This is a genomic window from Gracilimonas halophila, assembly GCF_042684365.1.
Classification (GTDB): Bacteria; Bacteroidota; Rhodothermia; order Balneolales; family Balneolaceae; genus Gracilimonas; species Gracilimonas halophila.
Map to the genome: position 1 here is coordinate 380,677 of NZ_JBHULI010000025.1, position 23,830 is coordinate 404,506.

A 23,830-nucleotide genomic window follows, 5' to 3' on the forward strand; every position below is an offset into this window, starting at 1 on the left:
CGCAGCAAAAAATTTCTGAACGGGATTACAACGACTAAAAAATACTATATGTCAACGTTCAAAGAACTGGGCTTGTCGCCCGAAATATGCCAGGCTGTTGAAGATCTTGGCTTTGAAACTCCCACTGAAGTACAGGAAAGAGCTATTCCTACGATATTGGCTTCACAACGGGACCTTATTGCACTGGCTCAAACCGGAACCGGTAAAACCGGAGCTTTCGGAATGCCTGTACTGCAACAAGTGGATGCCAACTCAAACAACGTTCAGGTTTTGGTGCTATCACCAACCCGTGAACTGGCTATACAGATCGAAAAAGATCTGAAGGCTTTTTCCAAATATCAGAAAGGAATTAAAACCTTAGCTGTATATGGCGGAGCGAATATCTCAACGCAGATACGCGGACTCAATAACGGTGCTCAGGTTGTGATCGGAACACCGGGACGAATGCTGGATCTTATTCGACGCCGTAAGCTGGATGTAACCAACGTTCGTTCTTTGGTTTTAGATGAAGCCGATGAAATGCTGAACATGGGATTTCAGGAAGATCTTGATGCTATCCTGCGCGATACGCCAAAGGAGAAACAAACACTGCTGTTTTCGGCTACGATGCCTAATCAGATCTCCAAGATTGCAAAAAAATACATGAACAACCCGGAAGAAATTCAGGTAAGTGCCCGAAATTCCGGTGCGTTGAATGTAGAGCATCATTTTTATATGGTACAAGCTAAAAACCGTTATGATGCCCTTAAGAGGATCGCTGATGTGAATCCTGATATTTACGGGATCATCTTTTGCAGAACTCGACGCGAAACAGCTGATATTGCTTCTAAACTTTCTAAGGAAGGATACAATGCCGACTTGCTGAATGGAGACTTATCTCAGAATCAGCGTGATGAGGTGATGAATCGTTTCCGCTCTAAAGATCTGCAACTATTGGTTGCTACCGATGTAGCCGCTCGTGGACTTGATGTGGATAGCCTGACACATGTTATCAATTACAATCTTCCGGATGATCTGGAAGTATATATTCACCGAAGTGGACGTACCGGGCGTGCAGGGAATAGTGGTATTGCCGTTTCCATTATTCACACCCGTGAAATGAACAAGATCCGGTCACTGGAAAAAATGTCCGGGAAGGATTTTATCAAACAAGATGTACCGAAAGGTGAAGAAGTTTGTGGTGTTCGCATGATGGATATGGTGGAGAAACTCAGAACCACCGAAGTCAACGAGAAGCAGATCGAGAAGTATTTACCGGAAGTGTATGAGCGACTTGCTGATCTGGGCTGGCAAGATCTGATCAAACATTTTGTATCCATGGAATTCAACCAGATCCTGGAATATTACGAGCAGGCCGGTGATATTAATGCAACGGTAGGGAAATCGAAGAACAACAACAATCGTAAGAGTTCTTACAATCGTAAAGGAAACCGAAATTCCGGCGGAAGCAGTAATAACCGAACAGCGGAAGAAGGCTTTACAAGGTACTTCCTGAATGTAGGTGGAAGAGATGGTTTGAATCCGGCCCGATTGATGGGTGTTGTAAATGAGCAAATGAATGGCAAAAAACCTGATTTTGGGAAGATCGACATCCAGAATAACTTCTCATTCTTTGAAGTAGAAGAAGGTTTCGATTCAAAATTGTTTGAATCAATGAACGGAACCAAATTTGAGGGAAGAGATATTTCCGTTGAATTGGCTAAGCCCGATACCAATGGATCTTCCTCATCAAACGGTTCCTCGTCAGGTGGATATAAAGGAAAAGGCGGTTCCGGTTCCAAAAGATCGGGCTCCAAAAAAGGAAGCAGGAAGTCTAAAGGAAGTGAGCCTTTCAGTAAATCCAAAGGCGGACGGATCAAAAAGAAGAGAAGCCCTGAGGTTTATTCTTAGTACTTGATCAAACAGACCAAATTTAAAGCCCGGGATCAGCAATGATTCCGGGCTTTTTTTATAGCTCAGATTTCTATCAAGTGTGAGGCAGAGCCTCAATGGGGCATTCTGGAGCGGAGCAGCGAAACAAGAGTGGAAATATATTAACCCATGATCTGGGAAAGCCTCGTTTGACCACTAAAATTACGACTATCGTTCAAATAATCTTTGTAGCTGTAAAAGACAGGCAGCTTGAAAAGCTATGAAGTGGTCCGACGAATGAAAAAGTAATTAGGTTTGGTAAAAAAATATATTCAGGCCCTTAATCATTCGTCAGACGGACTTTAGCCGTCGGACGAAATTTTTAATCAATCAGTGCAATCCCAAAACTTGCTTAATCTGTAATCACAATTTTGTAGGATTAGGCGCATCCCCATACACTTCTTTGGGGTCAAAGACTTTCTCATCTTCTTCAAAGTTCAGCTCGCCATCTTTCTGCTCGAAATTTTCTCCCGTTGGCACACTGCGGTAAAAACATGAGCGATACCCAACGTGACAACTTGCACCATTCCCTTGTACCTCAACCCGAAGCCAGACGCAGTCCTGATCATCATCAATACGCATTTCCTTCACAGTTTGAACGAGTCCGCTGGTGGCGCCTTTGTGCCATAGCGTTTCACGGCTGCGGCTGTAATAGACAGCCTCTCCAAGTTCTATGGTTTTCTTTAAAGCTTCTTCATTCATGTAGCCGTGCATCAGGAGTTCGCCGGATTCATGGTCAGTAGTTACCACAGGAATTAATCCATCATCCTGAAATTTAGGGGCCAGGTCGGTTCCTTCTTCAACTTGTTCTACGGTCAGTCTTTGTTTGAATTTGATGTCGCTCATTAACTTCGATATTCCTTATTCAATGTTCATTGTTCGTTATTCTTTTAACCTCGCAGCGTTCGATAGATCCTGCGAGCGTTGCGGTTGAACACTACGAGGAGCTAGCACGCTCATAGGTTCGCCCTAAAATTTTCTTTTGCCACTAAAGTACAAAATTTAGTGGTGTTAATTAGTTCCGACGCAGAGCATGCGGAACCAGGCATTTGATTTAATAATTATGTTGACTCGCTCCTGACGCTCTGCGTCGGAGCGAAAATTGATGTCAAATCCAACAATTCGTCAGACGGGCTTTGAGCCGTCGGACGAAGAATCTTGTTCTGCGTTGGATGTTCCTTGTTGGTTATTAGATGTTCTCCGGGGTACCGGATCGTATCCTTCACCACCCCATGGGTGACAACTGCCTATCCGTTTGATACCGAGCCAAAAGCCTTTCAAAGGTCCCCATTCTTCTACCGCTTCTATCATGTAGCGGGAACAGGTTGGCTGGTATCGGCAGCTTTTACCCAGCCAGGGGGATATAGCTGCCTGATAAAATTTGACTAAAGTAACGATCAAAAAGCTGAATATGTCACTCAGCAGCTTCATTACTCAATCTCGAAGGACGTGCCTTCTTTGCCGTCCATGAGCTGAACACCCAGCTCTTTCAGGTCGTCGCGGATCTTATCCGAGAGTTCAAAATTCTTGTTGCTCCGTGCATCTTTACGGATCTCGATCAATAACTCGACCAGAACTTTGGTCAATTCCTCATTTCCGCCGCCTTCCTGTGGCCAGATGCCTAACACGCCATCCACAAAATCATAAAGAAATTCTTTTATCTCTTCGATGTTTGATGGTGTTTTCTTATCAGTGATCTGTTTACGGATCTCTTTCAATTGCTCAAAAAGGATGGCAATAGCCTGGGCGGAATTAAAATCATCATTCATTACACCTTCGACGGATTTCTTTAGACCATCCAGATCAAAAGCTTCACCGTTTCCGGCTTCGGCATTTTCAATAGTAGTGATCATGGAATGAAGGTTTTTTAAGCCGGTTTCGGCTCCGCTTAGGGCTTCCTCAGAAAAATCAGTGGTACTACGATAATGCGACTGTAGCAGAAAGAACCGTATCACTTCAGGATTCCACGCTCGAGTCAACAACTTATGGTCGCCGGTAAAGAACTCATGCAGGTTGATCGCATTACCAAGCGATTTCCCCATTTTCTGTCCTTCGAGTGTTACCATGTTGTTATGCAGCCAATACTTTACAAATTGTTTGTCATGAGCACATTCAGCCTGTGCGATCTCACACTCATGATGAGGAAATTGATTCTCCAATCCGCCACCATGGATATCAAAACTTTCACCCAGGTATTTGGTACTCATAGTTGAACACTCGATATGCCATCCGGGATACCCAACGCCCCATGGTGAATCCCATTTCATAATGTGATTATCGTTCGCCTTTTTCCAGAGAGCAAAGTCTTCGGGATTACGTTTATCGGAAGCTGTTTCCACACGGGTTCCGGCTTCTGCGTCCTCAAGTTTACGACCACTCAGTTTCCCGTATTCGGGATCGGAGGAGACATCAAAATACACATTGCCATTCACTTCATAGGCATGGCCATTCTCGATCAATTTCTTGACCATGGCGATCTGCTCGGGGATATGTCCTGTTGCACGAGGTGCGATATCCGGTCGCAGAACATTCAGTGCATCCATATCCCGGAAATAGGTGTAGGTATATTTTTCAGCAATTTCCATAGGCTGCACTTTCTCGATGCGCGCCTGCTTGCTGAGTTTATCTTCCCCTTCTTCGGCATCATCCACCAGATGACCAACATCGGTTATATTCTGCACGTAACGAACTTTGTAATCCAGGTAGCGCAGATAACGTAAAATCACATCAAACGAGACATAGCTTTTGGCATGACCAAGATGGGCATCTCCATAAACCGTTGGCCCGCAAACATACATTCCAACATGCGGAGGATTCAGCGGTTCGAACGGTTCTTTTTTACGCGAAAGAGTATTGTAAAGGTGAAGTTTGCTTGATTGCTCAGCCACAGTTATCAGTCTATCTGAGTGTTCGTTTTGATGTAATCAATGAATTTCTGCTGAGTGTCTTCATTTTTAAAAGCACCTCGATACTCAGCAGTAATGGTAGTACTGCTATGATCTTTAATTCCGCGGGTTGAAACACACAAATGCTTACTGTCGATAAAAACAGCAACATCTTCAGTTTCGAGAGCTTTTTGGAGCTCATCAGCAATTTGCAGCGTTAGTCGTTCCTGTACCTGAGGCCGCCGTGAATAATAATCCACGATCCGGTTTATCTTTGATAGCCCGATCACTTTTTTTCCTGAAGGGATGTATGCCACATGTGCCTTGCCAATAAAAGGGAGGAAGTGATGTTCGCAAAAGGAGGTAACCTGAATATTCTTTTCGATCAGCATACCGTTGTAATCGTAGCTGTTGCTGAACTGTCTTGCAACGGGCTTATTCTTGGGATTCAAGCCCTCAAAAATTTCCTTTACATACATTTTTGCCACACGATATGGGGTTCCTTTGAGGCTGTCGTCCTCAAGATCTAAACCAAGAGCGTGCATGATCTCAGCAAAATGCTTCTGGATGACCTCGATCTTCTCTTCATCCGTTTTATCGAATGCGTCATCTCTGAGCGGGGTTTGAACTGAGGTACCTACGTGGTCTTCACCGATCTCTTCGGCAGTGATTTTATCTAAATCCAATGTTTTCAATATTTCTGATTGTATTTTCATGGAGAACAGGCTTGTTCCTGTGCCTCTAAAACAGAACCCTAAAGTTAAGGGTTCCAAGTATTAATTGACAGCAGTAGAATATCGAACATTGAACAAGGAACATTGAATTTTGAAGTGTCTATTTTGGGAATTGGGATGGGTAAATAAGATATTCACTGTAAAGAATAACAACTAACGACTAACAAAATGATCAAACACGTAGTAATGTGGAAGCTTAAAGATGTAGCAGAGGGAAAGACCAAGTCTGAAAATGCGGAAACGATGAAGAAACTACTCGAAGGACTTCCATCCAAAATTAAGGAATTGAAAAGTGCAGAAGTAGGGATCAATGTATTGACAGGAGGCGATGAAGCGGTCTGTGATGTTGTTTTAGTTACAGAATGTGAGACCCAAAAAGATCTTCAGGTTTATTCAGGCCATCCTGATCATCAAAAAGTAGTCTCGTTCATAAAGAAAGTGGTTGATGAAAGGCGGGTCGTTGACTACATCCTTTAATTTCGAAAATCAATCAATCATATACTTATGGAGCCTATTGAAGTTCCTATAGATGGGATTCTCGATCTTCATCTATTCAATCCTGATGAATTGGGAGACCTGATACCGGATTATATTGAAGCTTGTTTGGAGAAAGAGATCTATTCCATTCGAGTTATTCATGGAAAAGGGAAGGGGGTACTTCGCAGAACAGTGCATAGTTTACTGGATCGAAATCCGAATGTAGAATCGTATTCACTGGCCAGTGACAGAAGTGGATGGGGAGCTACGGTAGTGGAATTAGTTAGGAGTTAACTCTATGAACTGAACCCGCCTCTAACTGATATTTATCTTTAGATTCCGGACAAACTGCTATTCCATCATCCCCAAAGTCCAGCCGATGGCCATGCTCGCTTACCCATCCGATTTGTTTGGCAGGATTTCCAACCATTAAAGCAAAAGCAGGAACAGGTTTTGTGATCACAGCTCCTGCCCCTATCAAACAATATTTACCAAGTTCATTGCCACATATAATAGTCGCGTTTGCTCCGATTGAAGCTCCTTTGCGAACTATAGTTTCGACGTATTCATCACGACGAACAATTGCACTCCTTGGATTTACGATATTGGTGAAAACCATAGAAGGTCCGAGAAATACATCATCCTCACAGATAACCCCGGTGTAGATGGAGACGTTATTTTGCACCTTCACATTTCGACCAAGCGTAACTTTGGGAGAGATCACCACATTTTGGCCAAGATTACAATTTTCTCCAATTTCTGATTCAGGCATCACGTGTGTGAAATGCCAGATCTTTGTTCCTTTTCCGATTTTTGCACCGTCATCAATAACGGCCGTTTCGTGCGCGAAATAATCCATATGCAGATTTGATTTATTTAGCTTGATATTACCGAAACATCAGCAGACAGTAAACAGTTATCAGGAATGGTAAATGTTGAATTAGAACTTGCCACTTTATAAGGATGAACCTAAATACTGTCAACTGTCAACTGTCAACTGAATACTGAAATGCCTATTCTTGGAGTCTATTATTTTTTCAGAAAACATATTCATGAGTTCATCAAAGCAGATTTTAAAAGAACAGTTTAAAGGTCAGTCAGAACGTTTGGGAGAGATGATCGGAAAGCTGGAAAAAGTGAGTACGCAATTCTCATATATTCGCGGAATTTATTTCGTGATCTCAATTTTAGTGTTGTATCTGATCGCACAAACCGGAAGCGATGGTATTTTCTTCACCGGGTTGCTGGCACTTACCGGTGGCTTTATTTACCTGATTGCCCGGCACAAGAGAGTCACTGATCATAAAGAGAGATTATCATTTCTGAAGCAGATCAAAGAGGAACACATAGCCCGGATGGAGCTGGACTGGCAGAAACTTCCAGAATATCACTTTTCGAGTGACATGAAAGCTCATCCTTTTGCAGAAGATCTTCATATTGTAGGGGATTATTCACTGCATCATCTGATGGATACCGCTATATATCCCAAGAGTTCAGAGAGATTATCCGGTTGGCTTTTGAATGAACATCCTGACAAACAAGAGATCCTGAACCGGCAACAACTTATTTCCGATCTAATACCATTATCCGGATTTCGGGATCGTATCCAGGTGCAGGCTTTTATGAGTCAGAAAGAAATATCTGACAAGAATTGGAGTATGGATAAACTCATCCGATGGATGAAAGATCCCAAGGAAGTTAAATTCCTGGGCACGCTGATGATTTTATCCACACTTTCTATCACGAACATTATACTTCTTATTACCGCCATTGCCGGGATTACCGGTCCATGGGTATTGCTCACATTCGTTGCTTATCTGGGTTTCTATAATTTTAACAGTCATAAAATTGGCGAACTGTTTGAAGCAGGATATCAGATCGAAAAGCAAATGAGCAGGTTCGGAAAGATCTTAGTGTATATTGAGCAATTCTCATTTTCCGGGAATTCATCCTTACAAAATTTCTTTGAATCTCTGAAAGATCAGGCAGAATCTCCTTCAAAATATTTAAAGCGTGTTTCCCGCTTGGCAGGGGCAGCTTCCCTTCAGGCAAATCAAGTGCTGTGGCCGCTTGTTAATATGGTGATGCCGTGGGATATGTTCTTTTCGATGAAGATGGAAGCACTGAAGAAAGAACTCGCTCCAAAACTGGAAGATTGGCTGGATGATTTTTACGAACTGGAGGCACTGAACTCCCTCGCAAATTTTGCTTATCTGAATCCCGATTGCAATTTTCCTTCGCTAAGTGAAGATCAGGAAGTGTTGTTCCAAGCCAGTAAATTAGGACATCCGTTGATCAGTGACGAAGAGCGTGTTAGTAATGACTTCATAATAAAAGAAGATAAAGATCTGTTTTTGATCACCGGCTCCAATATGGCAGGTAAGAGTACATTCTTAAGGACAGTCGGTATTAATCTTGCAATGGCATTTGCCGGGGCACCGGTACAAGCCCGATCTCTTTCAACCAATTTATTCCGATTGTTCACAAGTATCAATGTGAAGGACTCCTTGGAAGGAGGGTTGTCCCATTTTTATGCGGAAGTGCGAAGACTTCGACGTCTGCTTGATGAACTTGAATCTGACCATAGACTTCCGCTGTTCTTTTTTGTGGATGAGATCTTCAAAGGCACGAACAACAGAGAGAGATTCCAGGGGAGTACTGCTTTCCTGAAACACGTGGCCGGTAAGAATGGAATCGGAATGGTTTCAACCCATGATCTGGAATTGGCTTCTCTGGAAAAAGAGATCTCTCAACTGAGTAACTGGCATTTCGTTGAAACTATTGAGGCCGGAAGAATGAGTTTCGAGTATAAAATTAAACCGGGGCCATGTCCTACCACAAATGCTCTGAGGATCATGGAGATCGAGGGGCTTCCAATTGATTAAGAACAACCAGTTCACAATTTTAAATTGGCTATATAAGGAATGAAATTGAGTAGGAATTCTTACCTGACCATACTTTAATTTCATCAGAAAATAGCTTAAAAAATCTTCATCATTTCTTCATATTCGGCGTGAGATAAATTCTTCCTAAATATTTGTTAAATAATATCTTGAGTAGAATAAAATTTCCTTTTTTTTCTTCATTATTTCTTCATGAAGTATCAGGATCTTGATTACGAATTCAAAAACAAGAATTCAACTAACAGAAAACCAATGAGGTCGACATGTACAAAATCCTAATCACACTAATCCTGTCTTTAAGTACTATGACACTATATGCTCAAAATTATAGCATCGTAGTGGATGAAAGCGAAGTTATTATAGACGGTACTTCGAACGTTCATGACTGGGAATCCAAAGCTGAACAATTCTCAGGAACTGCAACCATCGAAATAGAAGATGATTCATTGATATCCTCCATTTCAGCTCTGGAGTTCAATGTAGTAGTAGATGGTATAAAAAGCGGTAAAGGCGGCATGGATAACAAAACTTACGATGCTTTAAACAAGAAAAAGCATCCTAATATCAATTTTGTGCTATCTGAAGTAACAAATATCAGTGCCAATACTCTTACTGCTAACGGTGAACTCACCATTTCGGGAGTAACCAAAACCATTCAGATGGAAGTTGAATACGAGATCCTTCCAGACGGCTCGGTTTTATTCAAAGGAACTCAACCTATTACTATGACGGATTATGACGTCGACCCTCCCAAAGCTATGTTCGGAGCCATCAAAGCCGGTGCCGATGTAGAGGTGATCTTCGATGCTAAATTCGCTCAGTAATTCATATAAATTAACCAACTATAACCAACAAAATCTCAAGGCCATGAAAAATCAAGCCAAATTTCTAACCACACTGCTCTTCGCTTTTATTGTCGGAGCCTTCGCTACCACTTTACAAGCTCAAGAGCGCAATAACATACAATATTACACTCCTCCAACACAATCAGGACTGAATGTGTTTGAAGCACCTTTTACTACTGATAAAACATTCGACGGCGTTTATGTCCGTATCGGAGGTTCAAATACTTTACAGTTCCAAGGGTTAAGACATGAAAATGACGCGAACAACCTTGCTGACCTGGAGTCTAATTTCAACCTGGCAACATCTAATTTAGACTTTGATGTAGCGTTGGCTCCTGGTATGAGAATGCACTTACGTACCTATTTGTCATCACAGCACCATGCAGAAGCTTGGGTGAAAGGCGGTTATCTGCAAATTGACAGCTTTGACTTCATTGAAGAAGGATTCCTGGCAGGTTTGTCTGACCATATCCGAATTAAAGTCGGTCACATGGAAAATAACTACGGAGACAACCACTTCCGTCGCAGTGACAACGGTGCAGCTTTACTAAACCCATTTGTAGGAAACTACCTGATGGATTCTTTTACCACTGAAGTTGGCGGTGAAGTATACGTGTATTCCGGTGACGTATTTGGAATGGTTGGATTAACTAATGGTAAGTTGAACCAAAGTACAGTTGAAGGTGCAGTTAAAACCAAACCTACTTTCTTGACAAAATTAGGATATGACAGCCAAGTGAACGACGACCTTCGTTTCCGTATCACTGGTTCTCTGATGAGAGTATCTGAAGCTGCTTCTATCTACTTGTACTCAGGTGACCGTGCCGGTTCTCGTTACTACAACGTTATTACCGGAGGATTCCGCTCAGGTAGAATCGCCCCAAGTTTTGCTGGCGGTGGAACAGCTGGAGAAATGACTGCTATCATGATCAACCCATTTGTAAAATTCCAGGGACTTGAGTTCTATGGTGTATTCGAAAATGCATCAGGAAAAAATGAAGTTGAGACAGATACACGTTCTTACACTCAATTAGGAGCAGAATTACTGTATCGCTTTGGTGCCGGTGAAGACTTTTATGTTGGAACACGCTACAACACCGTATCTGGTGAAGAAGCAGGCGGCAACGAAATCGATGTTACCAGATTGAATATTGGTGGTGGTTGGTTCATGACTGAAAATGTAATGACCAAGTTAGAATATGTAACACAATCATATGATGGTTTCACCGGTGACTTTGCAGGAGCCGAATTTAGCGGAATCATGTTAGAAGCTGTGGTAAGCTTCTAATATACCGACCTCATAGGAAGGGGGTGCGCTGTGACAGGCTCGCCCCTTTTTGTGTGAGAAGGAGTTTTTGAAAGCCGGGTGGCAGGAACAAATTGTTCATTGCCACTCGGTTTTTTTATTGGCCGTAATTACCCGTACCCCTGTGGCAGAGACACAATGCATCGTGCCTCTGCCACAGGAGTGGGTTAACAGATTGGCTTAATTGATGAGAGCAGGATTGTAAATCTAAGGCTGGCGGCGAATCACAAGATCAAATTGAATATCCAGTTCGTCATCCACTTTGATGAGCCCAAACATGGGAGAGGGTGGGGTTAATCCAAAATCAGTCATGTAAAGGACCTTATTTCCGCCTACGGTAAAATGCTCTTCGCTGCTCGAAAAGGAATGTAAGGGAACAGTATACTTTTGTTCTACTCCTGCAATTCTAATCGTAACCAGCGCTTCCTCAGGGATAATATCAGAAGGATCGGCAAGGACAAGTTCGTTCAGGATGATCTCAATAAAAGGGTATTCCTTATATTTTAGGGTGCTTCGGAAATCTCTGTTGATGGCTCTTTTCCCACAGTCAAACTGGTCGATCTCAAGAGCTAATAATACCCCGTTAACTGTTACAGTATCACCTGATACCTGATAAAAATAATTCAATGAATCCTGTTGAAGGTCATGTTCTGCCTGGCAACGAAATTCATTCACATTTGATTTTCCTTTAATGCTTAACTTACTCTCGTCACTAAGCCGGACTTTTCCGTCTTGTGCTTGTGTTAATACCGGAAACGTGCATAAAGCGGGAATCAGAAGAGTTGGAAGAATCTTTTTCATACTCATATTTTTGGCCGGAAGGTATTGTAGTAGTTTAAATATATGATGAAGGAATATAGGTAATGATTAAAGAATTATTGAAAGCAGCAACAGAAATCGCAAAAATTGGGGGGCACCACACCCTTAAATATTTTAAAAAGGATGTAGAGGTGATTTCAAAATCGGATGATTCGCCGGTTACGATCGCCGATCGTGAGACGGAGCAGCTTATACGCAAAGAGATCAAAAAGCGATATCCTGAACACGGGATCATCGGAGAGGAGTTTGGTAAGGAAAATGAAGAAAGTGATATCCAATGGGTATTAGACCCCATTGACGGTACAAAATCATTTATACACGGGATTCCATTTTACACCACATTGATCGGTATCCTAATCGATAATGAGCCTAAGGTTGGGATCATCTACGCACCGGCCCTCGAAGAATTATGTGCAGCAGGTATTGGGTATGGTGCTACCTTAAACGGAGAACCTTGCCGGGTACGTGATACAGATAAGCTTGAAGATGCAACCTTCCTTGTTACAGAGATCGACCGCTTCCGCCTGATGGGGCAGCAGGAATTATTTCAGGAACTTCTGCGGGAAACCAAACTACACCGTACATGGGGTGATGCTTATGGCCATATGATGGTAGCAACCGGCCGTGCTGATCTGATGTACGATCCGGAGTTAAATATTTGGGATGCCGCAGCGTTGTTACCGGTAGTTCAGGAATCAGGAGGAATCTTCAGTGATAATAAAGGCAGGCAAACCATACATTCCGGGAACGGTTATTCAACCAACAAATCGCTATTTCCACAAGTAAAAGAAATTTTTGAAGCACACATTAAATAAATAATGAAAAAAGGACTTCTTACACTGATCGTTTTAGTTTTTACAAGTTCATGGGCATTTTCACAGCAGAATGCAGCAGATTGGCAATATGTTTCTTACCCTGAATTGCCTTTTGTGCTGGACCACATAAGCCTGGATCTGACACTGGAAAGCAGTGAGCCACTTATTGAGGGGGTTGGAAATTATCTTATAACCTCAAGGAAACCCGGCCTTACAGAGATCGTATTCAATTCAGCTGACATGGATATACAAAGTGTCACCTTTGAGGGAAATGAAACGGAGTATCGAATTTCATCAGATTCCCTGATCATTCAGCTTCCTGATACCCTTCAAAGAGGGAATACAATGGAAATGGTGATAACATGGAAAAGCTCTTCATCCTATGGGGTCATACAGGATGTGTATGGCAATATGTGGACTTCTTTGAATCCAAAAGGACGGTATCATTGGTTGCCGGTTCCGGATCACCCCGAAGTAGCTACTACTTTGGAAGCTTTTGTAACCATCCCGGCCGACCGGGAATTGGTATTTAATGGAACTTTGGTTGGTGATGAACTTGTATCCACAGATGAGAAAGTACTGGAGTGGAGTTCGGAAGTACCGGTATCTGTTACCGGATTGAGTTTGGCAATGGGAGATTTCGTTAGGTCAAGTGCACGATCAGGGATTAAGGAAGTTTCTTTTTATTCTTCTGAAAATACACTGCTACCTGAGGTTAGAGATGGTCTTCTGTCGATAGCTGTTTCAAGTATGAAAGAATATGAGCGAAAGTTATCGTTCGAATTTCCATATGAATCGCTTAATATCATAGTTCTTCCTGATAACCACTGGGAGGAAATTCAGACCGGAGCCGGAATCATTTATCTGTATCAGAATTTAGGGTCACTGCCTACGCAGTTGAGAAGAGGAATTGCCGAACAGTGGTTCGGAAACTTCCATAGGTATCTTGATGCACCGGATAATAAATATGAATTCCTTAAAGTGATGCTGGCGGGAACTTCAAATATCCAACAGTTGAATAACCCGGATGGGCTTCAGTCCATATACCGCTGGAATTTATGGGAAAAGGGGTTTGATGCATTAGAAGATGATCATTTGAAAACTGTTATCCGTGAATCCTTAGCTGAATTGGTTCAACAGTATTCAGGGGTTACAGGCTGGAATGAGTATGCAGATTTCTGGTATGACGAAAGCGGTTTGTTCTGGGAAGTTCTGCCGGAATTTGAATTACGGGAGTCTCAAAAGGAAGAAGAATATGTTTACGGAGTGGAATATATCTATGATGAGATGACCTCTGCATTGACCCTGGTATTTGAGGCAAAAGGAGAGCCCATTGGATCATTGGTAACTGTAGATGTGACTGAGTTTGGCTTTACGGATACATCACGTACTGATATTACATTTACAGGAGCATTAGATTCAGTTGAGGTAGAGATCTCTTCAGGTATCGATTATCTGACCTTGAAGCCTGCTTATGATACTGATCTGGATATACGTTTTGAAGAGCAGAAGCCTTTTATGTTTTGGATCAGGCAGCTTCGGGATCAGTCATCTGAAAATCAGATACAGGCAGCTAAAGCTCTGCAGAATTTTACAGATAATCCTGACTTGCAGCTGGCCATCCGGGATGCATTACAGGGTGAAGACAATGCAAACGTAAGAGCCGCCATGCTTGAAACGCTTTCTGTTTTAACGAAGGATGCCTCTGGGACAGAAGAAACATTCTTAGGTAATCTCAACTCGGATAATCTTTCCATTCAATTATCAGGGCTTCGGGCATTGGCCAATTATACTGAAAATGAAAATGTAGCATTTCAGGTACGCAATACGCTATTGAGAGCAGAAAGGGATACCGTTTTTAACGTAGCTCTTGAAACCTATCAGCAAATAGTTCCGGCGAGTGATCTGCTATCAGCTGCAGAGCGATTGGGCCAAAATGAGCAGGGTGACAAAAAAGCGATCAAAATTCTTAAAGTAGCTGCCCCTGCTGACACCTCAAACAAATCCATGATCATGGCCGATCGGTATGCATTGGGTGAGTATCCGCATTCCATTCGGGAAGAGGCTTTGGCGTTGCTCATTGAGTTTGAAGAAAATGAAGACTACTGGCAACAAACTCTCGAAATATTTCAGGAAGACAGGGATCCAAGGATCAGAAACCTTTCTCTGGACGCAGTGAAGTATTTATCTGAATCGGATAGAACGGAATTACTTGAGAATCGGGCTAAGGAAGAGTTAGACCCACGGGTACTCAGTAAAATACGAGAGCTTCAGCAGTAGAGCTATATTCTGATTTTCAGGAACAGGCAGATTTTACTATCATCCGTTTCACATTCATGAATATGATACTATGAAAACTAAACTGCTTGCTCTTTTATTAATACTAATCCCCATACTTGGCTGCGCTCAACAGGAAAACGAAAAACAAGTACTCACGGATCTGCTGAATGAATTTTTGGAAGGAGCTTCCTACAGCGATCCGGAGATCCATGATCGATTTTGGGCGGATGATCTCATTTATACTGGCTCTGCCGGTAACAGAACTACAAAGCCGGAAATGATGAGTGGTATGACGGAACCTGCTAATTACGACGTGGAACCGGAAGTGAAATATCACGGGGAAGATGTACAGAACAATCTATTCGGAAATACCGCAGTTGTGGCATTCAAATTGGTAGCTGTAGATCAGTCTTCTGCAGAGGAAAGAATGGAATACTATAATACAGGTACATTTGTCAAGAGAAATGGAGAGTGGAGGGCGGTAGCCTGGCAGGCAACGAGAATTCCTGGCTGACTTTTATTTTATCGAAGGGTGAATTTATCCTTAAAGACAAATTCACCCGTTTCGATAAAATCCGAAAACCCAAACCCATTATGTTAGGTGTCAGGTGGTTTGGAATTGTACAGTCCACCTGAATATTGTTAAATGAAATGAGTAAAGAAACAGAAGCTTAAAAATGCTTCGAAACCCTTCTCATTTAACAATACGTCATTGTTCTTTAAATCAGGTCAAAATTATTTTATAGATACTCCTAACTTTGTCTGATCCATTTAGCGAGATCCTTAAAGGATGCCTTTTTCCCGTACATCAATATACCAACCCGATAGATCTTAGCTGCCAGCCACATAATTCCGAAGAATGTGAGTACCATCAGTAAAATGGAAAGTATGATCTGCCATGCCGGTACCGAAGTAGAGGCAATTCGGGAGATCATATTGATGGGGGATGTCAGCGGGAATATGGACACAAAGGTTGAAAGGGAGGAGTCAGGGGCCTGCATCACTTTGGTATTCAAGAAATAAGCAATGAATATTGGCAGACCAACAATAGGCATGAATTGCTGCGAATCCTGTTCATTTTCAACCGCTGCGCCAATAGCTGCAAAAAGAGCACTATAGATCATAAATCCCAGAAAGAAAAACAGAATGAAGTAGATAAAGATCGAAGGCTCTATCACCATGTTATCGAGCACGGAAGGGTCAAAAGAAGCTGAGGCAGCTTCAGCGGCTTCTTCCGGTAAGTTGCTCATTTGAGCTTCCATGATCATTCCGGCCACGGGTGCAGCTGCAATAGATAGTCCCATGTAGAATACGATCCATATACCAAATTGCGTAAGTGCCATGCATAGCACGCCGAATAATTTCCCAAACATTAATTCGATAGGTTTCACAGAAGAGGCGATCACTTCCAATACACGATTGGTTTTTTCTTCGATCACACTGCGCATAAGCAGAGCTCCGTAAAAGAAGATCCCGAAAAAGATCATCAGGCCAAGAATAAATCCTATAGCAGAAGCAAACAGGGTGTTATCCTCGGTTTCACCTTCCTCAGTTAACTTGACGGCCTCAAGTCCTGTCCGGGTTTCAAAGATGTTACGAACCCTCTCGGATACATTTTCACGGGAAAGCCGTTCTTCCCGAACCACTTCCCTGAGATCTGAACGGACAGCAGAAATAAACGATAGCCCACCGCTTCCCCCGTGTACAAGTGTTGGACTTTTAGCATGGGTGAGCACAGAATCAGTGAGAATCATAAACCCGTCCATAGAACCATCTAAAACCCTGGCACGAAGGGTATCTGCAGGATCGTAGCCCACGTCAAAATAGCGTGTTTCATTAAGCTCAACCAATCGTTCTACAAGTACATTTGTCTCGTCGAGAATCCCGATCCGTTTTTCAACTTCTGTTTCAGAAATGTTGATATATACGATGATCCCAATAAAGGCTACAAAAGCCAGTGGTGTCAAAGCAGTGATGATGATAAAGGACCTACTTTTTACCCGGGTGAGGTATTCCCGTTTTAATACTAACCAGATTTTATGCAAACTCATCTTATTGGATCTCCGATCTTTTGATATTGTCTTCTCCAACGGTGGAGATAAAAATTTCAGTTAAGGATGGCTCAATACGCTCGAATGTATGGATCTCGGCATGGTCCATGGCCAGCTTCAGAATATCCTGCATACTTTGTCCGTTCATCACTCTGATCTCAGCAAAGTTGGTAGATCGATTATTGATCCGAACATTCTCCAGCTTGTCGAGGAAAGAACCGTCGCCTTCAAACGCCAGATTGATGGTGTTTTCCCCAAATGAGGATTTGATGTGCCGAAGGTTACCGGTTAATACTGCTTGTCCCTGATTGAACAGACAAATATCGTCACACATTTGTTCTACCTGTTCCATTCTGTGGGTAGAAAACAGAATGGTTTTTCCGGAATCACGAAGCTCAATGATGATCTCCTTCAATGTCTCACTGTTGATAGGATCAAGTCCACTGAAAGGCTCATCAAAAATATAGATATCCGGATCATGAGCGATGGTAGCAATAAACTGTATTTTTTGAGACATCCCTTTTGATAACTCACCGATCTCTTTCTTTTTCCAGTCGGAAGCATCAAACCGTTCCAGCCAATAGTTGATGGCCTTTTTCGCCTCGGCAGCATCCATACCCTTCAATTGAGTTAGATACATCAATTGATCGAACACCTTCATCTTTTTGTACAACCCACGTTCCTCGGGCATGTATCCGATCATTTTCTGGGTTTCCGGGCTGGCTTCGATTCCGTTAATAGTGACCTGTCCTGAGTCCGGGGTAAGTATATAGTTGATCATCCGGATAGTAGTGGTTTTTCCGGCTCCGTTCGGCCCCAATAAACCGAAGATCCGGCCTTTTGTTACTTCAAAACTGACGTCATTTACGGCCTTGGTCTTGCCAAAGGCTTTAAAGACATTCTGTAGCTCAATTACAGACATAGTGTATGATTTTAAATTAGAGTTTGCCCCTGTTTCTTTAATATTCAGGAAGGTATTAAAAGATTGAAATATGAATCCCTTTCTTTTGGAAGATGCCTAAAGTTTTCTTATTTCTCATATTAAGAAATGATAACGTAAAACAAGTACATAGGTTTCAAGAAATAGATGCGCATTATTTATTTGAGTGCAGAATGCTATCCTGCCGCAAAGGTCGGCGGGCTTGCTGATGTCGTTGGTTCTCTTCCGAAGTATCTCAATCAGCTTGGGCATACATGTGAAGTGGTTATCCCGAAATACGATAATCAATGGATAGGATCCCGGAAGTATGAAACTGTTCATGAGGGGGCGTTCAAAATGGCGGAAGACGAAGTTGAATTCTCTGTACTGAAAATGAAAGAAAACGAACTTGGATTTCCATTTTATGTGATCGATATACCCGGAAGGCTCGACCGTCCCGGGATATATATGGACCCGTTGTCAGGAGAAGGATATTGGGATGAACTGGAGCGGTTCGTGAGTTTTCAGATCGCTGCACTGGAATGGATCAAGGATGGGGAAAAAGATCCTGATATCATTCATTGCCATGATCACCATACCGGTCTTGTTCCCTTTATGTTGTCGAAGTGCAATCGCTATCGAAGCATGTCGGATATCCCAACTGTATTGACTGTTCATAATGCAGAATATCATGGTGTGCATGAACTTGATAATTATAAATTATTACCGGCTTTCAATATTGATAATGTAGGACTCTTAGATTGGGATGGACGCTTGAATTCATTGGCCGCAGGATTAAAAACAGCCTGGCAGACAACAACGGTCTCAAAAAACTATATGAGTGAGTTGTCAGAGAACAGCAATGGACTGGAGATGCTTTTTCAGCAGGAGCGGCAAAAATCGAAGGGGATCCTCAATGGGATCGATACTAAAGTATGGGATCCTGCAAGTGATGAATTGCTCGAGTATAATTTCAGTTACAGAAATCGTAAACAAGGAAAGCGTAAGAACAAAGAATATCTGTGTAAGGAATTTGGGCTGAACCCGGATCTTCCAACCATATCATTCATCGGCCGATTGGTAAGGGAAAAGGGGGCAGACCTGTTGCCCGATCTGTTTAAACAGGTCCTGAATTCAAATCTGGAAGTGAATTTTATTCTGTTGGGCACCGGAGATCCGCAATTGCATCAGACCTTGTCTGCCATGGCAGGAGATCATGTTGGTTATTTTGATGCCACGCTTGAGTATAATGAGCAACTGGCTCACCAGATCTACGCCGGCTCCGATTTTATCCTGATGCCTTCCAGGGTTGAACCCTGTGGGTTAAATCAAATGTTTGCAATGCGCTATGGAACGGTTCCCATTGTACGTTCCGTTGGTGGATTAAAGGATACGGTTCAGGACATTTCTGAAGAAAATGGCTATGGGATCACTTTTGAAAACTTCAACCTGGAAGCAGCTGCGGATGCCATAGAAAGAGCCGTAGAGTTATACAAAAACTCCAAAGAGTTCTCAAAGGTTTTAAGTACGATCATGAAGCTCGATTTTTCTTGGAAGCGTTCAGCCGGGGAATACATTGACATGTATAAAGCATTAACAACAAAATAAAGTACATATGAAACGCTCGTCAGTAATTGCAGTTATTTTAGGCGGAGGAAGAGGAACACGGCTTTTCCCCTTAACCGATCACCGCTCGAAACCGGCTGTTCCGGTGGGAGGTAAGTATCGATTGGTGGATATCCCGATCTCAAATTGTTTGAATTCTGAGATCCGGCGCATTTATGTACTTACTCAGTTCAATTCGGCTTCTTTGAACAGACATATCAAGAACACCTACAATTTCGATGTATTCAGCAGTGGTTTTGTGGATATCCTTGCTGCTGAGCAAACTCCAGAAAATACGGGTTGGTTTCAGGGCACAGCCGATGCTGTTCGGCAGTCGCTGCACCATATGGAAAATCACGAACACGAGCATGTTCTGATCCTTTCCGGAGATCAGCTATATCAGATGGATTATCAGAAAATGATGCAGCGGCACAAAGAGAAAGGTGCAGACCTTACGGTAGCAACTATACCCGTCAGTGCAAAAGACGCGACCGGTTTTGGGATCATGAAGACAAATTCGGAAGGGACCATAGAGAGTTTTGTTGAAAAACCTTCGGAAGATGAATTAGGAAAATGGAAGTCGGAAGTACCTGAACAGTATAAAGCTGAGGGTAAGGAATATCTCGCTTCCATGGGGATCTACATTTTTAACAGTGATGTACTTAAAAAGCTGTTTGCTGATAATCCTGACGCCACCGATTTTGGCAAGGAGCTGATACCGAAATGCGTGGATGGTGATCAAAAAGTATGCAGCTATGAATTTGGTGGATACTGGACCGATATCGGAACCATAGAATCTTTCTTTGAAGCGAATTTAGCTCTTGCCGATACCATCCCTGATTTCAATCTCTACGATAATCAGAACTTCATTTACACCCGTGCCCGACTGCTCCCCGCATCAAAATTGATGGGAACGACACTGGAACATGCGCTGATGGCAGAAGGCTGTATCATTGAGGCCAGCCGCATTGTCCGATCGGTAGTGGGAATTCGATCTCGTATCGGAAAAGGGACTACGATTGAGAATTCCATCATTATGGGTAATGATATTTTCCAGGATCGTTCGGTGATAGAAAATGCAACACCGGAGAAACCCTCTATGGGAATTGGTCAGCGTTGTTATATCAGCAATTGTATTATCGATCGTAATGTGGCAATTGGAAATGATGTGCGGATCGTTGGTGGAGACCACCTGGAAGACGGAGACCATAAATATCATTACGTCCGCGATGGCATTATTATCGTGAAGAAGAAAACGGTGATCCCGGACGGGACTATTATCTAAGTCAATTTATCGCATCAATCTGATGGATGGGAAATAGTTAATTTTCTCACCGGCTCTGATTCGTAAGGTATTCAGAATGATATATCCCAGATTGAAAATATAAGGGATACCGTATATAAAGGCCTGAAAAAGGAAGGGAGGAATGTTTAAGTAGTTGAATAATCCAACAAGCCATGCATTTAGTCCCAATTCAAGAACTGGTGCTAGGTATAGAAAGGATTCAAGTGCATAAATAAAGACTGCAAACGTTAGTTGGAAGTTGATCACTTTCTTCCCTATCTCATCTATATTCTTTACCCGGTCTTTTTTTGTGATCCAGATAATGAGTGGTAGAATAGCTCCTAAGATTGGGGTAAAAAGAAATCCTATTGCCGAAAGGTTTAAAACAACCAATGTTGATTGATCTTCAACCTGATTCCACTCCAGCAACTGGTCAGGTGTAACTTCAAGTGCTTCTGTTATTCGAAGCAGCGTATCACCCCTCGGCTCGCTTTCTGCATTTTCAACCCGTTGTATAGTTCGAAGGCTTAGATTAGTTTTTTCAGCAAGTACTTCTTGGGAAAACCCTTTCTGGTTTCTGATGTTCCTTATCTGTTTGGCTAAATCTGCGCTCATACTATTTAGATTTTGTTAGAATTCACCCAAAACATAAATGCTTTCGCTTGTTTATAGTACGACTTCTCCCCGACATTTTAACGACAAAAGTGTCAGATTAGCCTTCTAATAACAAAAAAGCCTCAACCCAAAAGGGAAGAGGCTTTAATTTTCTATGAAAATTGGAAGGCTTATTAAGCAGTTTCCAGCATTTTCTTCAGTGTAATTCCGATCTCGGCAGGACTGTCAACAACAGTAATACCTGCAGCAGCAAGAGATTTTTTCTTCTCCTGAGCAGTTCCTTTTCCGCCTGAGATGATTGCACCGGCATGTCCCATTCTTCGTCCTGGAGGTGCCGTTGAACCTGCGATAAATGCTACAACAGGCTTGTTACAATTTTCTTTGATCCATTCGCCTGCTTCTTCTTCAGCCGTACCACCGATCTCACCAATCAATACGATAGCTTCAGTATCAGGATCGTCATTCAATAACTTTACAGCATCAAGGTGGGTAGTTCCGATAACCGGGTCACCGCCAATACCAATGGCTGTACTTTGTCCAAGTCCTTCTTTGGTAAGTTGATCAACAGCTTCGTAAGTGAGCGTACCTGAACGTGAGATCAATCCAATTTTACCTGGAGTAAAGATATTTCCGGGCATGATGCCAACCTTGGCTTCACCTGGAGTAATTAATCCGGGGCAGTTAGGGCCAATAAGGGTGGCTCCGTGACTTTTCACGATCTGCTTGGCTGTGATCATATCCTTCACAGGAATGCCTTCTGTAATACAGATAATAACTTCAATTCCGGCAAAAGCTGCTTCCGTGATGGCATCACCGGCAAAAGCAGGAGGTACAAAGATAATGGAAGCATTAGCCTGTACTTCTTTAACCGCTTCGGCTACGGTATTAAAAACTGGTCGGTCTAAATGGGTTTGGCCACCTTTTCCGGGAGTTACTCCTCCAACAACATTGGTGCCGTATTCAATCATTTGTCCGGCATGGAAGCTTCCTTCGCTTCCGGTAAATCCCTGTACAATCAGGCGGGTGTCATTTCCAACTAATACACTCATTTTGTCTTTTTTGAGGTTCAAATTTGGGGTTGGGAATATAGCATCTCTGACAGCGAATTGAAATGCTTATTTGTAAATGAAAGTTTCGTTGCAAGCATAAAATAATTAATTGCCCTTTTAACACGGATGAAACTGAAAGGCACTTGGTTATGTTTAAAGGATAAATAACAAAGAAAAAAGCATGAATCATGAGTCTAAAGAAGAAAACACAGAAAGAGTTACAAGATAAAATCAAAGATATCGAAAGCTTGATCGCCGAAAAGGGCGTCGGTTCGGATTATTTGTCAAGAGCTGAACGTGTACAGAGAGACCTGAATCTTGCGCTCATTCTTGGCGGAACTGCTGCAGTTTTGGGTGCTACCGCATTGGCAATATATAAATTCAGAGGAGAATAAGGGGTTAACTTTTAAACATCCCCGGGTTTTTCTCAATGAATGAGCGGATCCACTTTTTAACAAAGAAGCTTTCTTTGCGTTTCAAGTAAATGAATCCGGAAAAACTGATCACAAATGCACCGAGTGCGTTTACAATGATATCCCACATGGTATCGGTTAAGCCGGACGGGTCTCCGAGCATCGGTTTTTGCATATTCATCCCGAAGAACTGATCCATGCCAAATTCAAAGATCTCCCAAACTGAACCTATCGCTAACGCAAAAGTAAAGGCAAAGAAAGCAATGAAGCCGGGATTCATATTTAATTCCACCCGTTTACTTTCATTCAGGATATAAACCAAGAGGAATCCAAGTATCCCCATGAGGAGTCCTGCGGTGGTATGAAGAGCTATATCCCACCACCATAATCTTTGATAAAAGTCCTGAACTTCACCTAAATAGAATGAAGCGAAGATGAAAATAACGGCCGTGAGATGAAATTCTGCAGGTATCTCTACCTGCATTCGGCTTCGAAATAGAATAGGTGAAAATACTGTTCCAATGATAAAAGTAACCAGGAAAAGTGACAGCCACCTTTGATCAAGAAGCAGTAAGATCCATTCAACAGCCATCAATACCAGCAAGACCCTGATCACAATTCTGTGAGCATTGAATTCCCTTGATTGGTCTTGTTGCTCAGGTTTTTGCATAAGTTGGTTTGTTAAACGTTAGATTTTTTTGGGAAAAAATCTGGAAAAGGAACCCACAATGATGTTCTAAAGTTTAACTTATTGTAGTGCAGAAATAAAGGTGTCTTTATTATTTTTTATTGCCATGTAAAGATTCAGGGATACAACCCTTTTCATTAATTTTATAATTTGAGTGCGATCATCTGGTTTTATAAATATTGATTTTTGCTCAGCTCACCCTATCTTTAAGTGAGACCTAACAACATATC

23 protein-coding genes are annotated in these 23,830 nt (G+C 42.3%); 12 read left to right on the plus strand and 11 right to left on the minus strand.

Translation table 11 applies throughout. From position 1 onward, the window contains the following. Positions 1 to 48 precede the first annotated feature (48 nt). Positions 49 to 1,890 (plus strand): DEAD/DEAH box helicase, encoded by a 1,842-nt coding sequence (locus ACFSVN_RS12610; RefSeq protein WP_390303346.1) that lies wholly within the window; start codon positions 49 to 51, stop codon positions 1,888 to 1,890. Positions 1,891 to 2,274: 384 nt separating this feature from the next. On the opposite strand, the gene hisI is transcribed toward ACFSVN_RS12610, so the two are convergent. The 4 genes from hisI to folE form a co-directional block, all read right to left on the minus strand. Next, the gene (gene hisI / locus ACFSVN_RS12615) at positions 2,275 to 2,757 is read right to left on the minus strand and encodes a phosphoribosyl-AMP cyclohydrolase (RefSeq protein ID WP_390303349.1); all 483 of its coding nucleotides are present in this window, start codon (positions 2,755 to 2,757) and stop codon (positions 2,275 to 2,277) included. 279 nt (positions 2,758 to 3,036) lie between these two features. Further along, positions 3,037 to 3,342 carry a membrane protein insertion efficiency factor YidD gene (gene yidD, locus ACFSVN_RS12620; protein WP_390303352.1) on the minus strand — a complete coding sequence of 102 codons (306 nt, stop codon included), beginning with the start codon at positions 3,340 to 3,342 and terminating at the stop codon, positions 3,037 to 3,039. Next, on the minus strand, positions 3,342 to 4,799 hold the full coding sequence (gene cysS / locus ACFSVN_RS12625; protein ID WP_390303355.1) for a cysteine--tRNA ligase: 1,458 nt from the start codon (positions 4,797 to 4,799) through the stop codon (positions 3,342 to 3,344). Before cysS ends, yidD begins: the two co-directional genes overlap by 1 nt. Positions 4,800 to 4,804: 5 nt before the next feature. Then, complete coding sequence (folE, locus tag ACFSVN_RS12630; protein WP_390303358.1) at positions 4,805 to 5,512, minus strand: GTP cyclohydrolase I FolE; 708 nt, start codon at positions 5,510 to 5,512, stop codon at positions 4,805 to 4,807. 186 nt (positions 5,513 to 5,698) lie between these two features. Here folE and ACFSVN_RS12635 point away from each other — a divergent pair, with 186 nt between their 5' ends. Together ACFSVN_RS12635 and ACFSVN_RS12640 are read left to right on the plus strand one after the other, a co-directional pair. Next, positions 5,699 to 6,007 (plus strand): Dabb family protein, encoded by a 309-nt coding sequence (locus tag ACFSVN_RS12635; RefSeq protein WP_390303361.1) that lies wholly within the window; start codon positions 5,699 to 5,701, stop codon positions 6,005 to 6,007. Between the two features lie 27 nt (positions 6,008 to 6,034). Next, a complete protein-coding gene (locus ACFSVN_RS12640; protein WP_390303364.1) occupies positions 6,035 to 6,301 on the plus strand; it encodes a Smr/MutS family protein in 267 nt (88 codons plus the stop codon). On the opposite strand, the gene ACFSVN_RS12645 is transcribed toward ACFSVN_RS12640, so the two are convergent. Continuing rightward, the gene (locus tag ACFSVN_RS12645; protein ID WP_390303367.1) at positions 6,291 to 6,866 is read right to left on the minus strand and encodes an acyltransferase; all 576 of its coding nucleotides are present in this window, start codon (positions 6,864 to 6,866) and stop codon (positions 6,291 to 6,293) included. The two genes, ACFSVN_RS12640 and ACFSVN_RS12645, sit on opposite strands and share 11 nt — an antisense overlap. A 193-nt stretch (positions 6,867 to 7,059) precedes the next feature. Here ACFSVN_RS12645 and ACFSVN_RS12650 point away from each other — a divergent pair, with 193 nt between their 5' ends. From ACFSVN_RS12650 to ACFSVN_RS12660, 3 genes are all read left to right on the plus strand, one after another. Beyond that, positions 7,060 to 8,892 (plus strand): MutS-related protein, encoded by a 1,833-nt coding sequence (locus ACFSVN_RS12650; protein ID WP_390303370.1) that lies wholly within the window; start codon positions 7,060 to 7,062, stop codon positions 8,890 to 8,892. A gap of 281 nt (positions 8,893 to 9,173) precedes the next feature. Further along, positions 9,174 to 9,734 carry a YceI family protein gene (locus ACFSVN_RS12655; RefSeq protein WP_390303373.1) on the plus strand — a complete coding sequence of 187 codons (561 nt, stop codon included), beginning with the start codon at positions 9,174 to 9,176 and terminating at the stop codon, positions 9,732 to 9,734. A gap of 43 nt (positions 9,735 to 9,777) precedes the next feature. Next, positions 9,778 to 11,043: a hypothetical protein gene (locus ACFSVN_RS12660; protein WP_390303376.1), complete on the plus strand. Its 1,266-nt coding sequence runs from the start codon at positions 9,778 to 9,780 to the stop codon at positions 11,041 to 11,043. A gap of 225 nt (positions 11,044 to 11,268) precedes the next feature. Here ACFSVN_RS12660 and ACFSVN_RS12665 read toward each other — a convergent pair whose 3' ends face one another. Then, positions 11,269 to 11,862, minus strand: a complete 594-nt coding sequence (locus ACFSVN_RS12665; RefSeq protein ID WP_390303379.1) for a hypothetical protein — start codon at positions 11,860 to 11,862, stop codon at positions 11,269 to 11,271. Between the two features lie 62 nt (positions 11,863 to 11,924). Between ACFSVN_RS12665 and ACFSVN_RS12670 the strand changes: the two genes are divergently transcribed. From ACFSVN_RS12670 to ACFSVN_RS12680, 3 genes are all read left to right on the plus strand, one after another. Next, a complete protein-coding gene (locus tag ACFSVN_RS12670; RefSeq protein WP_390303381.1) occupies positions 11,925 to 12,695 on the plus strand; it encodes an inositol monophosphatase family protein in 771 nt (256 codons plus the stop codon). Positions 12,696 to 12,698: 3 nt separating this feature from the next. Next, on the plus strand, positions 12,699 to 14,975 hold the full coding sequence (locus ACFSVN_RS12675; protein ID WP_390303384.1) for a M1 aminopeptidase family protein: 2,277 nt from the start codon (positions 12,699 to 12,701) through the stop codon (positions 14,973 to 14,975). Positions 14,976 to 15,045: 70 nt separating this feature from the next. Continuing rightward, entirely contained in the window at positions 15,046 to 15,489 is a 444-nt protein-coding gene (locus ACFSVN_RS12680) for a nuclear transport factor 2 family protein (RefSeq protein WP_390303386.1), read from the plus strand. 238 nt (positions 15,490 to 15,727) lie between these two features. Here the strand turns inward: ACFSVN_RS12680 and ACFSVN_RS12685 are convergent, their stop codons facing one another. Both ACFSVN_RS12685 and ACFSVN_RS12690 read right to left on the minus strand, forming a co-directional pair. After that, positions 15,728 to 17,026, minus strand: a complete 1,299-nt coding sequence (locus ACFSVN_RS12685) for an ABC transporter permease (protein ID WP_390303389.1) — start codon at positions 17,024 to 17,026, stop codon at positions 15,728 to 15,730. 1 nt (position 17,027) lies between these two features. Further along, on the minus strand, positions 17,028 to 17,948 hold the full coding sequence (locus ACFSVN_RS12690; RefSeq protein ID WP_390303392.1) for an ABC transporter ATP-binding protein: 921 nt from the start codon (positions 17,946 to 17,948) through the stop codon (positions 17,028 to 17,030). Positions 17,949 to 18,113: 165 nt separating this feature from the next. Here ACFSVN_RS12690 and ACFSVN_RS12695 point away from each other — a divergent pair, with 165 nt between their 5' ends. Next, a complete protein-coding gene (locus ACFSVN_RS12695) occupies positions 18,114 to 19,553 on the plus strand; it encodes a glycogen synthase (RefSeq protein WP_390303395.1) in 1,440 nt (479 codons plus the stop codon). 7 nt (positions 19,554 to 19,560) lie between these two features. Next, positions 19,561 to 20,835, plus strand: a complete 1,275-nt coding sequence (locus ACFSVN_RS12700; protein WP_390303398.1) for a glucose-1-phosphate adenylyltransferase — start codon at positions 19,561 to 19,563, stop codon at positions 20,833 to 20,835. A gap of 6 nt (positions 20,836 to 20,841) precedes the next feature. Here the strand turns inward: ACFSVN_RS12700 and ACFSVN_RS12705 are convergent, their stop codons facing one another. Together ACFSVN_RS12705 and sucD are read right to left on the minus strand one after the other, a co-directional pair. Further along, positions 20,842 to 21,450 carry a DUF4870 domain-containing protein gene (locus tag ACFSVN_RS12705; protein ID WP_390303401.1) on the minus strand — a complete coding sequence of 203 codons (609 nt, stop codon included), beginning with the start codon at positions 21,448 to 21,450 and terminating at the stop codon, positions 20,842 to 20,844. Between the two features lie 173 nt (positions 21,451 to 21,623). Further along, positions 21,624 to 22,499, minus strand: a complete 876-nt coding sequence (gene sucD / locus ACFSVN_RS12710) for a succinate--CoA ligase subunit alpha (protein ID WP_390303404.1) — start codon at positions 22,497 to 22,499, stop codon at positions 21,624 to 21,626. Positions 22,500 to 22,687: 188 nt separating this feature from the next. Between sucD and ACFSVN_RS12715 the strand changes: the two genes are divergently transcribed. Beyond that, positions 22,688 to 22,894 (plus strand): hypothetical protein, encoded by a 207-nt coding sequence (locus ACFSVN_RS12715; protein WP_390303407.1) that lies wholly within the window; start codon positions 22,688 to 22,690, stop codon positions 22,892 to 22,894. Positions 22,895 to 22,898: 4 nt separating this feature from the next. Here the strand turns inward: ACFSVN_RS12715 and ACFSVN_RS12720 are convergent, their stop codons facing one another. Beyond that, a complete protein-coding gene (locus ACFSVN_RS12720; protein ID WP_390303410.1) occupies positions 22,899 to 23,582 on the minus strand; it encodes a hypothetical protein in 684 nt (227 codons plus the stop codon). Between the last annotated feature and the right edge of the window lie 248 nt (positions 23,583 to 23,830).

Bases quoted from the DNA above. Each gene is read 5' to 3' on its own strand.
- ACFSVN_RS12610 (WP_390303346.1), top strand. From the start codon at position 49: ATGTCAACGTTCAAAGAACTGGGCTTGTCGCCCGAAATATGCCAGGCT.
- hisI (WP_390303349.1), bottom strand. From the start codon at position 2,757: ATGAGCGACATCAAATTCAAACAAAGACTGACCGTAGAACAAGTTGAA.
- yidD (WP_390303352.1), bottom strand. From the start codon at position 3,342: ATGAAGCTGCTGAGTGACATATTCAGCTTTTTGATCGTTACTTTAGTC.
- folE (WP_390303358.1), bottom strand. From the start codon at position 5,512: ATGAAAATACAATCAGAAATATTGAAAACATTGGATTTAGATAAAATC.
- ACFSVN_RS12635 (WP_390303361.1), top strand. From the start codon at position 5,699: ATGATCAAACACGTAGTAATGTGGAAGCTTAAAGATGTAGCAGAGGGA.
- ACFSVN_RS12640 (WP_390303364.1), top strand. From the start codon at position 6,035: ATGGAGCCTATTGAAGTTCCTATAGATGGGATTCTCGATCTTCATCTA.
- ACFSVN_RS12645 (WP_390303367.1), bottom strand. From the start codon at position 6,866: ATGGATTATTTCGCGCACGAAACGGCCGTTATTGATGACGGTGCAAAA.
- ACFSVN_RS12650 (WP_390303370.1), top strand. From the start codon at position 7,060: ATGAGTTCATCAAAGCAGATTTTAAAAGAACAGTTTAAAGGTCAGTCA.
- ACFSVN_RS12655 (WP_390303373.1), top strand. From the start codon at position 9,174: ATGTACAAAATCCTAATCACACTAATCCTGTCTTTAAGTACTATGACA.
- ACFSVN_RS12660 (WP_390303376.1), top strand. From the start codon at position 9,778: ATGAAAAATCAAGCCAAATTTCTAACCACACTGCTCTTCGCTTTTATT.
- ACFSVN_RS12665 (WP_390303379.1), bottom strand. From the start codon at position 11,862: ATGAAAAAGATTCTTCCAACTCTTCTGATTCCCGCTTTATGCACGTTT.
- ACFSVN_RS12670 (WP_390303381.1), top strand. From the start codon at position 11,925: ATGATTAAAGAATTATTGAAAGCAGCAACAGAAATCGCAAAAATTGGG.
- ACFSVN_RS12675 (WP_390303384.1), top strand. From the start codon at position 12,699: ATGAAAAAAGGACTTCTTACACTGATCGTTTTAGTTTTTACAAGTTCA.
- ACFSVN_RS12680 (WP_390303386.1), top strand. From the start codon at position 15,046: ATGAAAACTAAACTGCTTGCTCTTTTATTAATACTAATCCCCATACTT.
- ACFSVN_RS12685 (WP_390303389.1), bottom strand. From the start codon at position 17,026: ATGAGTTTGCATAAAATCTGGTTAGTATTAAAACGGGAATACCTCACC.
- ACFSVN_RS12690 (WP_390303392.1), bottom strand. From the start codon at position 17,948: ATGTCTGTAATTGAGCTACAGAATGTCTTTAAAGCCTTTGGCAAGACC.
- ACFSVN_RS12695 (WP_390303395.1), top strand. From the start codon at position 18,114: ATGCGCATTATTTATTTGAGTGCAGAATGCTATCCTGCCGCAAAGGTC.
- ACFSVN_RS12700 (WP_390303398.1), top strand. From the start codon at position 19,561: ATGAAACGCTCGTCAGTAATTGCAGTTATTTTAGGCGGAGGAAGAGGA.
- ACFSVN_RS12705 (WP_390303401.1), bottom strand. From the start codon at position 21,450: ATGAGCGCAGATTTAGCCAAACAGATAAGGAACATCAGAAACCAGAAA.
- sucD (WP_390303404.1), bottom strand. From the start codon at position 22,499: ATGAGTGTATTAGTTGGAAATGACACCCGCCTGATTGTACAGGGATTT.
- ACFSVN_RS12715 (WP_390303407.1), top strand. From the start codon at position 22,688: ATGAGTCTAAAGAAGAAAACACAGAAAGAGTTACAAGATAAAATCAAA.
- ACFSVN_RS12720 (WP_390303410.1), bottom strand. From the start codon at position 23,582: ATGCAAAAACCTGAGCAACAAGACCAATCAAGGGAATTCAATGCTCAC.